This is a genomic window from Anaerococcus sp. Marseille-Q7828 (genome assembly GCF_949769285.1).
Lineage (GTDB): Bacteria > Bacillota > Clostridia > Tissierellales > Peptoniphilaceae > Anaerococcus.
The window spans coordinates 907,994-923,293 of the sequence record NZ_OX458331.1 but is presented as its reverse complement, the minus strand read 5'-3'; the positions used below and the strand labels follow the sequence as shown (position 1 = coordinate 923,293).

Here is a 15,300-nt window from a genome sequence, read left to right as displayed (position 1 = left end):
ATTGTTTAAACCAACAATCTCTTTATAATACGCTATTTACTTTACTCTTACATGCTGATTTTTCAATCTAAATTCAAGATTTGGCTATTTTCATTATTGAAATTATTAGGCAAAATAGTTTGAATAACTATTTATTATCTTTCTTTTTGCTATTGAATAATCCTAAACAAGCTGCGAGAGCCGTCATGATAATACTTTCTGTTCCTATAATCCCAGTTTTGGCATTTGTTGAAGCGTATTTATTAGCAACTTCATTAAATCTTTTTGATTTTTTGCTTGCTTTTAAATCCCTATACATAGGATTATCTGAATTGTTTTTAGAATTGACTACAAGTTGTTTATCTGTAACTATTTTTATATAAGTATCTTTTTCATTTTCAACAATATTGTGCTTATCAGATTCTTTACCTACATTTGGTACTGGTATTTTCTCAAGCCTAGAATCTGTTTCTTCTATTTTTGGATTTTCTACTTTTTTCACCTCTGCAAGATTATCTTTTGTGCTTTCAGTTTTCTCAGCTTCTACTGGTTTTCCAGGACTACTTGACTGCTGTGAGCTTTGGGGATCCGATGGTTTAACCACTGAGTTTTCCTTAGAATTATCCTCATTATTTGACGTCTGCGAATCTACAGGAATATTCGGTTTTTGAGGACTTTCTGCTACTTGTGGATTTTCTTCTTCTTGAGGTTTTTTAGGATTTTCTGTACTTTTTAATCCATCTTGGTGAGCTTTTAATAAAGTTTCTTTGAGGCTTTCTAGTCCTTCTATAGATTTTGCTTTTCTGACTTGGTCCAAGTATATTTCTGAGTTTATTCCTGCCTTCTTTAGTTGATCAATCGCAGCTTTTTTAGCTGACTCAAGAGCTTCTCTTTTATACTTTTCCCTGATATCAAATGTAGGAATGCTTTCTTCTTTTCTTTTCTCTTCTATTTTTTCAAATTGGGCTTGGATTTTTGTATCAGCTTCTGGGAATATTACACTATTTGGTCTTCTGATTGAATCTTCCCCAATTACCTTCCAGCCAACAAATTTATATCCTGGTTTTTCCTCACCCTGGTAGTGTGGTAATATATAATCTTCCCCAGATATGACTTTATCCGTTGTTTTATTGTCTACATTATCTACAGATACACTTAGCCTATCTTTTTCTTCTACATTACCAGTTGTAGGATCTAAGGTGAATTCTTTGACAGTGGTATTTCTAGCAAAGTCTTTTGCTACAATTTTTATATGGAGCTTTTCATTTGACGAGTTTTTAATATCTGCTAGTGACTTATATTCCACCCCATTTACAAAAATATGTTGTTCTTGAATCTCACCAGTTTTTTCATTATCACGTTTATCAGATATATTAAACTTAACAAATTTATCCTTAGCATATTCAATAGATGTGTTTCCATCATCAATAGCAGTTATTTCTGGTTTTACATTGTCATACAAGAACTGATAATGAACTCCTATAGCTCTAGTGTTTATTGGAGAATATCCTGTTTTTAGAAATATATTCCCATCCATATCTCTGACTTCATCTGGGAATCCATTTGTCGCATAATCTTTCATTCCCCAGTCCATTATATCCCCATCTTTAACATTCATCTTGACGTTGAAGTCGCCAGTATTATCAGAATGTAGGTCTCCATATATCAAATAATTGTCTACTACTGATTCATTTACTCTCATTTCCCAGTTAAATCCACCCTTGTCGCCTATTTTCCCACGTAGGTAGAATTCTGGATTTCTTACATAGATCTTGTTAGACTTGCTTGGGTTAAAGTAAGTATTATCTATGGATAAATTCACTGGTTTAGAGTCTATATAAAGCATAGATCCATCTTCTTTTACCGGCTCATTTTCACCCGTGTATTCTATTCCATCTTGCCCATACAATACTAGTTTCTCTGGGCTATTTGGATCTACTAGATTACCGTCCTTATCGATTGCTTCACCCTTGTCGTTTACCTTGATTTTGAATACTTGGTATCTAATGATATTGAAACCTTCTTTGCTAGCCATAAGAACTGGTTGAGAGTTCCTGTCAGCTTCTTTATTTCTACTATCACTAAAGATAATAGTTTCTGATAAAGCCCTAATGTTTGGATCCGTATTTCTTATTTTTTCTATATCTGATTTATCATAAACTCCATTACTTTCAATCATGTCAGTTTTGCCTGGATTGTATGTTGTTACTCTGACTGCATAACCCTTTCTTACAACAATATTGTTGTTTAAGAAGTACTGGTCTTTTTCCTTGTCATAGTAAAATTTGCCAGTGCCCATCTTGCTTGGATCTTCTGGAGCCTTGACCAAATCAGCTTCACTCATTTCAATTACACTACCGTAGCTCGATCTATATGGAGGCACTTCTTTCTTGTCAGGAGCTTTTTCTGGCATTCTAACTGTAGTTTTTGCCACAACTTTTCCACCATCTCTTACAAATACCTTCATGTCACCAGTAAATTCTACACCCTCATTTACATCGTTGATGTTAGCATATAAATCAAAGGTCAAAGTCTTTGTTGCTGGGTCATATTTCCTAGCTTTTATTTCAACAGATTTAAAGTCATTTCCATAGTAAACTTTGGCATCCTTGGAAACATTTTTTACACTTGCTAGCAATTCAAATCCACCTTCATTTGAAGGAGTTACAACCGCTTTAACTTTTGATTTTAGGTCATCAATATTTTCTGTATCATACTCTAAGGCTGACCCATCTTCGTAGGCTATGATATTGCCATTGTCATCGTATTGATAGTCTAGTTCTACGATCATTGTTCCGCCATTTATGAAGTCAGGGATTTCTTGGGTTTTCCTTTTTATTATTTTTTTGAGGTCTTTTTCTTCAACTGGTCTTGTAGTAGATACTTTCTCGTTAATTTCTAGACTTACTTCTCCTTCTATAGGGTCTGTAGGTTTTTCGGCTTCATCTACGCTTGAATGATTTTCATCTCCGTTTGAATCACTTTTATTTTTTATATTTTTCAGTTTTTCTTCGGAAATTTCTCCCATTTTTTCAAATTTAGATGAATCTTGGTCAGGATCTATCAGGTAGTAGGATATATTTCCATTTTCATCTGCCTTGTCAGCAAATTTTATTCTGTGGATTTTGGTAAAATTGCTTGCTCCATCTAGGGCTATAACTTCTATTATTTTTCCCCTAAGATCTCCAGCCCCTGTGATTTCATATACTGTATTTCCATCTTTGTCTAGTTTCCTGTTCCTACCTTCACCCTGGCCTGCATAGCTTACAGGGAGGTCTTTTACTACATTTCCATCGATATCGACCAGTGCAGCACCTGCGTACCAAACTTCGTTTGCTACTTCTTCAAACTTTTCTGGGTGTGATTTTTGGTCCCTGCTAAAGAGTGTCTCATTTTTGTATTCTGCTTTGGCCTTGTGATAGGTATCCTTTACCAATAATTTAATTTTCTCAGGATTTGAAAAATCTACATCTACTATTTTTGGAGCTGTGTTATCGATTTTTACTGGTATATAGCTTTCTTGCCATGGATAGTCTTTTGTTAGTCTATATTTAAATTTGTAATAGTACTGACCCTCTGCTATTGGCTCAAACTGTCCTCTTAGCTTATCAGTGTCATTTTGATTATCTTCTTCTACATTGGCTTCTAATCCTCTTGGATTGTATATGAGCCCATCCCATTTCAAGTCTCCCCATACTTGTAATTTGGAAGATTTCACCCCCTTGGCATCATTGCTTTTAGCATTGAGTATTCCTCTGATGAAGTGTTCTCTTGAGATAACTTTTAGGTCCTTTTGTACCTCTCCTTCTTCACCCTTGTTATTAACTATAGATATGATGCCTTCTTCCGCACTTCTAAGAACTAGAGGTGATGGAGTCAGTCCTTTTTCTAACTCAACATTTTGAGGATTTCCATTTTCATCAAGAGGGTATACTCTTGCAATGTTTGATTCGCTACGGTTTGGCGCATCCAAATCTTGATTATTATTGAAGGCAAATAGATTTGGGGTTTGGTCAAGGGAATTGCTTTGACCATCCTTTCTATTTTGAATCACTGCAGCTGGATTAAACTTGTCTATACCAAATTGGCCAGCAGCTCCTTTGTTCAAAGTTCCAGGGATTTTGGGTTTGCCATCTTCATCATAACCATATATTTTCTTCGAATTTGAATCTTTTTCCCAAGCCCATTTGTCTAAGATAGGTTCATTGTTCCAATTTCCTGCAAAGCCCATCAGCGGCATGGACAGGGATGGTTGAACAAATTTATATACATTATTTGAGTTTGCTTGGTCTAGTTCTTCTTGAGATTGGAAGTGGATAAAGGACTCTACAAATTGGTTTTTGTCTGCTGCATCCCCAACATTTATTACAGCATTTAGGTCGAAACTAGAGTTGGCTGGTATGGTGAAAGTATCGTACTCAAACGTTATTGAAGCATTGTTTACTTTGTTTGGATGGATTTCTGGAACTATTTGTTTACCATCATTTGATTTTTCATCTTTGTAAGTTTCGTCTAGTTTTAGCCTATCTGTTATCGCATCTGTTGTAATAGTTGATGCTGAGGCCTTAAAGGTTATTGGCCTGTTGGATGTATTATGAAGTTTGATTGTAAAATACTTTTGATTTCCTTTAATCTCTTTTAGGGAAATTGACCCATAAGAGTTTACTTGTCCAGATGAGTCTGTGTTCTTGTAAGTAGCTATTACATCGTTTTTTACTGCCTTTTCTACATTGATAAGACCTGCTCCTTGTTGCCTAGGAGATGCATAATGCAAGGATTTTTCCTCCCAAGATGTTGGATCCATCATTGGAGTTGCAGTATTTTGTAGGGCTATTTTTGTTAGGCTTGTATAATCAATTTTGTCATCCCCCTTCAAATCTTTTAGGACAGGAGAATTTAACATTTCATTGATTTTCGGCTTAACTAAAACAGTTGATGCAGCTACTACTGGAGCAGCCATTGATGTACCTGACATATAACCATAAGTTGACTTGCCGTCGATTACATTTAGGGTTGACTTAATGTTTTTGCCTGGAGCTGATATGTCTGGTTTAAGTAAGAGGTCATTTCTAGGTCCCCAAGATGTAGACCCTGCCGGTACTATTACATTTTCCTTGTACAAGTCTTTGTCTGTGTTTTTGGCAAATTTGAAATCTAGCTCTTTCTCATCTCCAACATTTGGCTTGTTGGCATTGTATGAAGCCATATCAAGTGGATAATATTGGTCTAGTTTATCCTTGTAGTCTTCTATATTGTTCTTCTTGACCTCAGTTTGTTTGTCTGGATTGATCATATTCCATATTTTTAGACGATCATTACCAGATACTGAAAATACTTGGGCGGAAGTTGCATCATCTGATTCATAGCCCATAGCTGGTAATTCGGTCCAATTGTCTCTATTATAGTAGTTTACAGTATTTACTACCATGATTGCACGAGCACCCTTATCAGTTGCTTTTTTGAAAGCATACTTTAAGTCTTTGGTATAAATCCTATCCATTACAGCTATTTTCCCTTTAAGATCAAGCCCTGTTAATTCCTCGTCCTGGCCCTTGCCTATATATACAAATTTAAATTTTTCACTTTCTTTATCGGCTTTTTCAGTATTTATAATCTTATCCTTGTCAAAGAAAGCTCCGATGTTTCTATATTTAAAGTCTTCTCCGCCTATACTTACCTTATCAAATTCTACAATATGGTTTTTGGCTGATGCTACAGCTATAGCATCTTCATGAGCAGCTGTTCTAGTGACATTTCCAGTATCAGTCATTCTCAAATCATTATTTGCTGCCAAGTCCCATGAGGAGCTAGAAGAAGATGTAGCATAGTTGCCTGTAGCTACAACCAGCGGAATACCAGCTTTTCTCAAGGCTCTTATAGCTTGCCAGTATTTTTCTCCAACTAAACCCGTACCAGTAAATCCAGATGATATAGAAACTACATCTACATTGTGTTTGATAGCATCTTCCAAAGCATGGAACATGGTTTCATCTCCAGCAAAACCATTTGATGCATCTGAATACATCTTGTATGAGAAAATCTGAGCATTTGGAGCTATACCATCTATACCGTTATATTTGTCAATATCTTCCTTGGTATCATTACCAGCAAGTATCCCCGCTATATGCATACCATGGGGATCATAATAATCACTTCCATCATCGTATCTTTCAATAGTGATTTTCCACCGTTGTAATAATTGAATGCATGTGGTATCTTGTCACTCAACCAAAAATCTTTATCAGTCCCCTTCAAATCTTCTTTTTTGTATTTAAGATATGGCAGTGCATCCTCATCAATTCTCATTGCCTTGTGTCTGTAATCAACGCCAGTATCAATATTTGCAATGACACTTCCCCTACCATCAAACTTATTAGCATACTCTGCATTTATAGCCTTTAAATAATCAATTGCTTCATCTACTCCTATTTCATCTCTGGCATGGTTCATAAAAGGTTGCAATTGTTGGGCTTTCTCTACAGATTTTATACCATTGGTAGCTTTGATTTTATCTAGATTTTCATATGAAGTTTCTATAGCAACCCCATTAAACAAAGTATTATACTCATATAAAACATTTGTATTTGCTATTGATTTCAAAGCTTCTAAAGCTTTATCCCTAGATTCTTTTTCAGTAAACTCAGCTATATAGACAACTCTATTTTCATCATTTGCATTCTTATAAGCAACATCTCCAATAATTGTTTTCTTTTCTATGGTTGCAGTATTGGATTTAATATCAGTCTGATCTTCTGATTTATTGTCAGTATCTATGTTTTTACTAGCATCCTTCTCTTCTTTTAGTTCATCTTCTCCATTAGTAAGATTTGGCTTATCGTTTAGATATGCTCTCTCAGCTACGGCATTATCCTGGCTCTCAGTCTTCTCTATTTCGCTTATGACCACATCTTTATTAACACCATTATTACTTGATGACTTATCCTCAAGATCTTTGGCCTCAAAATAGAGAACATTTGTAATCCTTTTATCTTCTAGATCTTCCTCAGATTTTTTTTCATTATCGCTTACATCCAGACTTGAATTTGATAATACTTCCTCTTTTTCAACTATAACATTCTCATCGTTTTTATCGACATCTTTAAAATCATCACTGGCATATGATACACCGGAAAATAAAAATGATATAGATAATGCAGCTACTAGAGCTGTATTTTTAATTTTTCCTTTTTTCATCAGATCTCCTTGTAAAATTTACTATATTTGTGAGTTAAATTTAATAAGCTGCATTTTATTGATATTGCTTATCATTTGCAACTAGATAAAAATACCATATTTTTTTGTATATGTCAATAAGTAATTTTTGACTAAAAGATCTTTAGAAATTCAAACTTTAAATTTAAATTTAGACAAAAAAAGAAGAAACTATATTGACCTGAACCCGTAAACACGGAATAATTTAATAATCTTTTAAGCGGAATGTAATCTGTACATAACAGGAGACATTCCGTTTAATTTTGTCTTAATCCTATCTTCATTGTACCATTTAATATATTTTTCAATCTCATTTCTCAAATGATCATAACTTTTAAAATCTTCTCCATAATACATTTCTTGTTTTAATATCCCAAAGAAGTTCTCCATTGGAGAATTGTCTAGACAATTGCCTTTTCTTGACATACTTTGGGTTATATTCATCTTTTCTAGTTTTTTAGTCCAAGAACTATGTTGGTAATGAAATCCTTGGTCTGAGTGTATAGTTAAATATTTAATGTCTTTATTTTCTTCTAGTGCTTTTTCTAGCATTGTATTGGTTAAGTTTATTGTTGGGTGGTTACTTAGTGTATAGCTAATTATTTCACTGTTGTATAGGTCTAATATTGGTGATAGGTACAGTTTCTTTTCTTGACCTTTAATTTTAAATTCTGTTACATCTGTTAACCATAACTCATTTGGTTTACTTGCTGTAAATTGTCTTTTTACAACATTATCTGCTACTTTGCCTATTTGTCCCTTGTATGATGAGTATTTTCTTGATCTAGTTTTGAATTTAGTACATAGCAAGGATTCCTCTCTCATTATTCTTAGAACTCTTTTATGGTTAATTTTAAATCCCTTATTTTTTAATGTTAATGTTACTCTTCTGTAGCCATATCTACCTTTTGACGCTTCTACTATGGTTTTAATTTCATCTTTAACTTTTTTGTCTTTATCTACTGGATTAAGTAACTTTATCTTCCACTCATAGTATGATGATTTTGGTAATTTAGCTATGCTTAGCCATTCACCTATTTTACTTTGTGGATATTCTTTTTGTAGATTGAGGATTATCTTTGTCTTTTCCTTGCTTCTGCTTCCTCTTCTAGTAGCAAGGCTTGTAGCTTTTTTTCGTAGATTATCTTCATTTTGAGAAGTCTATTTTCTTCTCTTAGTCTTATTAATTCTTCTCTTTCACTTTCGTTTATTGGAGTATTATTCTTTTGTTTCTTATTTGATTTGGTCATATCTTTTTTAGGCCTTCCTCTGTTATCTTCTAGCCCAGATAGACCACGTTGTTGATAAGATTTCTCCCATCTGTATACCATAGATCCATTTACGAGGCTGAAATGCTCTGCAGTCTCTCTAAGCGAAGTATTATTGATTTGCCTATATTGTATTACAGATAGTTTAAATTCACTAGTATATTTATTGTTTTTTAACTTTTTAGATAAGTTATCAAAGCCTCCTGACTTGTATTTATTGACCCGATTTTCTAGAGTACTTTCCGGAATATTATATTTATTTGCTAATGCAGGTTGTCCACCTTTTTTACCGGATAAGTATTCTCGTATTAATTTTATTTTAAATTTTTTTGTGTATTTTGGCATAGAAAAACCCCTCAATCCGTATTCCGGATTTTGGGGTTCAGGTCATATTTAGTTCTTCTTTTTATAAAAATAACTCTATTTTAAAGTCTTTACAGCCTTACTTACTGCTTCTGCTATGCCCTCTTCAAAGGCTGATGGGATTACGTATTCTGGGTTTAGTTCATCATCTTCTACAAAGGCTGCCAGAGCTTTTGCTGCTGCCATTTTCATCTCATCTGTGATTTGTGGTGCGCGAGATTCTAGGGCTCCTTTGAAGATTCCTGGGAAGGCTAGGACGTTATTTATTTGGTTTGGATAGTCAGATCTACCTGTTGCTACTACTTTTGCTCCAGCTTCTATGGCTTCGTTGTAGTCTATTTCTGGCACTGGGTTTGCCATGGCAAATACTATGGCATCATCCTTCATATTTTTGATGTCATCACCGTCAATGATATTTGGCGCTGATACTCCTACAAATACGTCTGCTCCAACTAAGGCTTCTTTTAGGCTTCCTTCAAAGTTTTCTGGGTTAAACATTTCTGCAATCTGCGCTTTTACTGGGTTGCCTGAGTTTAGCATAAGTTCGCTGATTGCTCCACGTGAGTCGCATACTATGATGTTTTTTACTCCCAAATCTCTTATTAGTTTTGCACAAGAAAATCCTGCTGCACCAGCTCCTGATATTACTAGTTTGATGTCTTCAGGTTTTTTGTCTACTAGTTTTAGAGCATTGATAAGAGCTGCTACTGTTACAATTGCTGTACCGTGTTGGTCATCGTGGAATACTGGTATATCTAGGTCTTCTTTTAGTGTATCTTCTATATATACGCATCTTGGTGAAGATATATCTTCAAGGTTGATTCCACCAAAGCCTGGCGCTATGTTTTTCACAATATTTATGATTTCATCAGGATCTTGGGTGTCTACAACTATTGGAACAGCATTTACTCCACCAAATTCTTTGAAAAGTACTGCCTTTCCTTCCATAACAGGCAAAGCTGCTTTTGGACCGATATTACCAAGTCCTAGAACAGCAGAACCATCACTTACTACAGCAATAGTATTTGCTTTCATTGTGTATTCGTATGCTAAAGCTTCATCTTTTGCAATCTCTCTACAAGGTTCAGCAACTCCTGGTGTGTAAGCGTAGGTCAAATCTTCTGCATTATTAACCTTAGCCTTTACATCTGTTCCAACCTTACCTTGCCATTCTTTATGCTTTCCTAATGCTTTTTCATAAACGTCCATGATTCACTCCTTTTATTTTTTCTAGAATAACAATTCTTATGTAAGCGATAAAATACTCTCGCCTAAGCACGATGAGATTTATTGGTTTATTTTCTACCATTAATCTCACTATATAAGTCTATATTCTATATTATAACATCATAGCTATTAAATGTTAATTCATTATTGGTAACGATATCAAAAAAAGAAAGCCTCAAAAGAAGCTCCCTTCAAATGTCAATTTATTTTGGTGGCATTACCTTTGCTGTGCCTTCTACAACAACGTCACCATCTTGGTTTGTACAAACTGTTTTTAGTATGGCTCTGTTCTTTTCCTTTATCAATTCTTCAACACTTATAGTAGCAGTAATGGTATCTCCGAAATGCACTGGTTTGGTAAATTTTAAGTCTTGGTTAAGATAAATTGTTCCAGGTCCTGGAAGTTTTGTTCCAAGAACTGCAGATATGAATCCTGCTGAAAGCATACCATGAGCTATACGTGTCTTAAAGGCAGTATTTTTTGCATACTCTTCGTTCATATGAGCTGGGTTAAAATCTCCAGAAACTCCTGCATAGTTATATACATCTGCTTCTGTTACTGTCTTTGTAAATGAAGCTTTTTGGCCAACTTCAAGTTGATCTATGGTTAATCCTTTAATTTCTTCCATCATAGCTCCTTTATTAAGAACGCTGTTGTAGCCATTCAACAACTGTTGGTGCTACTTCTTTTTGGCTTCTACCACTTACAAACATTCCAATGTGACCTGTTGGGAAGCATTTTTCTGTGAAGTCTTTGGATCCTGTTAGGTCTTTTAGTGGTATGGATGCAGCGTTTGGCACTTGGTTATCTTTTTTGGCATATAGGTTTAAGACAGGTTGGGTAATCTTCTTAAGGTCAACTTTCTTACCTGCTATCTCCATCTCACCCTTAGCTAGTTTGTTTTCTCTATACATAGAATTTAGGAATTCCTTGTAAGCATTACCAGCTTGGCCTGGTGAATCAAATATCCATTTTTCCATGGTCATAAAGTTTGATGCATAGTCTGGGTCTTCAAGGTCATTTATAACATCAACATATTTGTTTACCATAAGAGAAATTGGTCTTAAGGTCAAAAATCCTGTGTTCATAAAGTCCCCTGGTACCACACCAAAAGCATCTACCATAGTATCTGGGCTTAGATATTTGCCCCATTTGAATAGCAGACCATCATCAGTAGAGAAATCCACTGGTGTTACCATTGTTACTACATTTTTGATTTTCTCAGGATGCAAAGCGGTATACATCAATGAGAAAGTACCGCCTTGGCATACGCCTAGGATGTTGATCTTTGAAACTTTATTTTCTTTTCTAATATGGTCAAGGCAATCATCTATATAGATATTAATATAATCGTCAAGGGTTAGATACTTATCCTCTTGAGTTGGATATCCCCATTCGATAAGGTATAGGTCAAGACCACTTTCTACTAATTTTTTGATAAAAGATTTATCTTGGCTTATATCCATCATAGATGGAGTATTTACCAAGGCATATACTATAAGAGTTGGTGTCTTGCTTACCTTTGTTGCTTGTTTGTTGTAGTGATAAAGTTTTAGTTTATCCTCTTTGAATACTAGCTCTCTAGGAGTTTGATTGGCAAGGTTGCCCTCGACATTCATCATAGATTCAAAGCTTTTTAAAAATTTTTCTTGAGTTTTGATATTATCTTCCACAGTGGTTTTCATATCAAAGAAATTGAAATCTCCGTACATTATAAACCTCCACAATCTAATTGTTCATCTTATTTTTGTTCAGTTTTTGTATTAAGGCTAGCCTTTAGATCCCCTAGTTCTTTTTTCACTTCCCTTAATTCGCGTCTTAAGTTGTATACTTTTTCGTAAACACCATCAACTTGTGAGATAGTAACTATTGGTAGGTTAGATAGAGATTTTTCTATAACTTTATCATATTCAACTTTAAAGATCATTGAAGTTTCTGCTGTTTTTGCTAAAACTTCTGCAAATTCATCTGTGTAGAAATATGTTTCGATAGCATCCTCAACATATTTAGACCACATATCATAGAATTCTTTAAATGTCTTTGGTTGCTCTCCTTCTTGAATTGATGTTGCATAGTTTTCAAAGTATTCTTTTGAGTACTTATATCCTATTGAAGCTGTTCTTGTCATATATTCAGAAACTGCAACAAGCATTTCAATCATAGCGTTGACAGCCTTGTTATTTTGTTCCAATAGCTCACGTGATGATCCAACCACTGGTGATTTTACCAAAATACCAAATGTTTGATCATAAGCAGCCTTCCATTGTTTTAGTGTATCTGAGAACTTCATAGGATCATCAAACATACTTTGCATTGTAATATCAGCAATATTTTGATAAGCATATGCCCATGGACCCAAGAAGTTTTCCATTGATTTAAAATATGTGTTGAAATAGCTTTGAGTATTTAGTGCAAGACCTTGCAATTCCTTTGGCATAAGTGGAATAAAGTTTGATGTAAATACTTTATTAAACTGCTCAGCCATTTCATGGATGTTCTTGTTTAGATTATCACTACCTGGTTTTAAAATTTGGTCATTAAATTGTTTCCATTGTTCATAAAGTGATAGATACAACTTTTGTGAATTTTGCATTTTTTCAAAAACGTCACGGTTAAAAGGATTCATGCTTTGGCCTATTTGGAATGGATTATAAGAATCCATCATGTCAACCCAAACTTGGTAAGGACCGTTAAACATTGAATTTGCTGTATCCATCCCCTTGTACATATTGTTCATTCCTTGGTACATATTTTTCCAATCTTTGTACCAATTTTGTTGCATATTAACAAAATCTTGATAGTTGTAAGGATTGAAGCTTGCACTTGCATCGGTACTATCCTTAGCTTGGCCAGGATTAGTAAAAGCTCCCATCCAGTCATTCATCATTTTTTGAGAATTCTCAAACATTTCTTTCCATGCGTTGTAATATTCAGTCATAATTGCCCTCCAGTATTTATAAGTTATTAGAAACGCATCATTTTTTATTAAATAGAAACTAATCAAGTTTATATTTTGCCACAATATATAATTACAGCTTTATTATAGCACAGCGTTGTATATATTGCAAACATTTTCATATAACCTTTTGTAAAATCCATGTTAAATCTATCCCTTTAAAACAAAGGCATTGATAAAGTATTATTTTAAAATGTTTTTTAGTTTTATTGTAAAAATATAATCGTTTTCATTGACAAACTCCTATCCTAATCTGTAACTACTATTTCATTGAAGTCATTGATTTATAAATTAGCATTTAATTTGCTTTTTATATCTATTCATAGTATTTGTACCTTTATCATATGTTATAATATTTATATGAGAAATATTGAAAATTACACAAATGCTTTGGCAAAGGCAATACATAAAGAATTGAATAGGAAACTATCTTTTGGCTGTGTCAACTTATGGTCTAATGGATCTCACGATGACATGGACTACGACCTGTTTATAAAATCCAAAAATTCAATAATAAAATCTTTGCAAGAGGTCCCATGGGAAGAAATTCGTGATTTTTATCAACTTCGTGAATTCGGCAAAAATGTTGAAGATCAAATGTTTAAGGCTACAGATGGCATAAACACCCATAAGGGTTTGATTTTCTTGCATATGTTTCTGGCCAAGGCTTATATGGGCAAAGTAAAATGGAAGGACTTAAGTTCTTATACAAAAACATTATCAAAAGGCTTACTTGCAGATTATAATAAGAACAATAAAGCAAAAAAACGGAACAACTATGACTTAGAGGATATCAGATTCTATCCCTTAAACGGCTTTAAACCTCTAACAAATATAGCAGATAATAACTACCTAAAAGAAATAAGTGATTTAGAATTGACTTTATATTTGATAGCAAAAACTGATGATACAACTACTTTAGGAAGGTCTAATCTAAGAACTCTGAGAATGGTCCAAGAAAAATCTAGTGAGATATTAAAAATAAATGATAGGGAAAATTTCTATATGCAAGCAAAAATTTTAAGTGATTATTATGTAAATAATCATATATCATCAGGCGGAGTTGCTGATTTATTTACTACAATTAGGACCTTGGAATATTTAAGGGAGGACTTTAATGATTAAAATTTATCCTAAATTGATAGAAAAAGATAAAAATGACGTAAATGCTTTGCTCGACCAAGAAGGGATACGTTTTGAAGAAAATGTACAAAAAACATTTGGAAAGTACCAAGATGACAAACTCATTGCTACAGCTTCAATTTATAAAAACATTATAAAATGTGTAGCTATTGACCCATCTTATAAGGGAGGGGCACTTTTTAACGAAATGATGACCACCCTTATTAATGAAATTAATCAAAATTCATATGATTCTGCTTTTGTCTACACCAAGCCAATTTATGAGACTTCATTTGCCGCAATAGGTTTTAATGTGATTGAAAGAGTTGATAATGAATTAATCTTTATGCAAAAAGCAAGATATGGTTTTGCATCTTACATAGAAAAGCTTAAACAATCTAAAGTAGATGGCGATGTAATTGGATCCGTAGTTCTAAATGCCAACCCCTTTACCCTGGGCCACCAATACTTAGTCGATTATGGAGCAAAACACTCAACTTACTTACATATTTTTGTAGTCAGTGAAGATGCGTCATATTTTTCTACTACAAATAGGTACAACATGGTAAAGTTAGGTGTAAAAGACTACGATAATATCATAATCCATCCTACAGACTCATATCTTGTATCATCGGCTACCTTCCCTTCATATTTTATTGACGAAGAGAAGTCAATTACCAAAATCCACGCAAGTCTTGATGCAAGAATTTTTAAATACCATATAGGAAAAGCTCTTGGTATCAACAAAAGATTTGTAGGTACTGAGCCAATTGATGAATCGACTAGGTTATATAATGAAACTATGAGAGAAATCTTTGAAAATGAGCCAAATAAGTTAGACCTTGTAGAAATCACCAGAAAAGAATCCTCTGGAGAAGTTATATCAGCCTCTCGAGTGAGGGCACTGATAGAGGATGGAAAGATTGAGCAAATCAAAAACCTAGTTCCTCAAAGCACTTATGAATATATTAAAAACCATAATTTATAAAAAATAAAACTAGAGTTCATGGATAAATGAATGCTCTAGTTTTTTTAATATTATGTGCAAAATACCAATACAAAAGTACCATATACTTATCGGGGTGTGGCGCAGCTTGGTAGCGCACGTGTTTCGGGAACATGAGGCCGAAGGTTCAAATCCTTTCACCCCGACCATTTTTAAATTTTTGTTA

The 15,300-nt window shown here is 34.0% G+C and carries 9 protein-coding genes, 1 tRNA gene and 1 pseudogene; 3 read left to right on the top strand and 8 right to left on the bottom strand.

The features are described 5' to 3' along the window. Positions 1-127 precede the first annotated feature (127 nt). The 8 genes and pseudogenes from QNH69_RS04465 to QNH69_RS04430 all read right to left on the bottom strand — a co-directional run bounded on the left by QNH69_RS04465 (position 128) and on the right by QNH69_RS04430 (position 12,988). Positions 128-6,109, bottom strand: coding sequence for a S8 family serine peptidase (locus QNH69_RS04465; protein WP_282929380.1), 5,982 nt, complete (start codon positions 6,107-6,109; stop codon positions 128-130). Beyond that, entirely contained in the window at positions 6,100-7,173 is a 1,074-nt protein-coding gene (locus QNH69_RS04460) for a protease inhibitor I9 family protein (RefSeq protein WP_282929379.1), read from the bottom strand. The genes QNH69_RS04465 and QNH69_RS04460 overlap by 10 nt, the downstream gene beginning before the upstream one ends. Positions 7,174-7,407: 234 nt before the next feature. Then, positions 7,408-8,277, bottom strand: a pseudogene (locus QNH69_RS04455) (IS3 family transposase); the annotation flags it as partial. Further along, positions 8,265-8,804: a helix-turn-helix domain-containing protein gene (locus QNH69_RS04450; protein WP_282929378.1), complete on the bottom strand. Its 540-nt coding sequence runs from the start codon at positions 8,802-8,804 to the stop codon at positions 8,265-8,267. The pseudogene QNH69_RS04455 and the gene QNH69_RS04450, both read right to left, overlap by 13 nt. Positions 8,805-8,879: 75 nt before the next feature. Then, entirely contained in the window at positions 8,880-10,031 is a 1,152-nt protein-coding gene (locus tag QNH69_RS04445) for an NADP-dependent malic enzyme (RefSeq protein ID WP_282929377.1), read from the bottom strand. 221 nt (positions 10,032-10,252) lie between these two features. Beyond that, positions 10,253-10,669, bottom strand: coding sequence for a MaoC family dehydratase (locus QNH69_RS04440; RefSeq protein ID WP_282930190.1), 417 nt, complete (start codon positions 10,667-10,669; stop codon positions 10,253-10,255). Positions 10,670-10,691: 22 nt separating this feature from the next. Then, the gene (phaC, locus tag QNH69_RS04435; protein ID WP_282929376.1) at positions 10,692-11,762 is read right to left on the bottom strand and encodes a class III poly(R)-hydroxyalkanoic acid synthase subunit PhaC; all 1,071 of its coding nucleotides are present in this window, start codon (positions 11,760-11,762) and stop codon (positions 10,692-10,694) included. A 29-nt stretch (positions 11,763-11,791) separates the two neighbouring features. Continuing rightward, positions 11,792-12,988, bottom strand: a complete 1,197-nt coding sequence (locus QNH69_RS04430; protein WP_282929375.1) for a poly(R)-hydroxyalkanoic acid synthase subunit PhaE — start codon at positions 12,986-12,988, stop codon at positions 11,792-11,794. A gap of 378 nt (positions 12,989-13,366) precedes the next feature. On the opposite strand from QNH69_RS04430, the gene QNH69_RS04425 reads away from it, so the two are divergent. From QNH69_RS04425 to QNH69_RS04415, 3 genes are all read left to right on the top strand, one after another. Continuing rightward, the gene (locus QNH69_RS04425; RefSeq protein WP_282929374.1) at positions 13,367-14,131 is read left to right on the top strand and encodes a triphosphoribosyl-dephospho-CoA synthase; all 765 of its coding nucleotides are present in this window, start codon (positions 13,367-13,369) and stop codon (positions 14,129-14,131) included. Beyond that, positions 14,124-15,116 carry a [citrate (pro-3S)-lyase] ligase gene (gene citC / locus QNH69_RS04420; protein WP_282929373.1) on the top strand — a complete coding sequence of 331 codons (993 nt, stop codon included), beginning with the start codon at positions 14,124-14,126 and terminating at the stop codon, positions 15,114-15,116. Before QNH69_RS04425 ends, citC begins: the two co-directional genes overlap by 8 nt. 90 nt (positions 15,117-15,206) lie before the next feature. Continuing rightward, positions 15,207-15,283: transfer RNA gene (locus QNH69_RS04415), tRNA-Pro, on the top strand. Positions 15,284-15,300 lie beyond the last annotated feature (17 nt).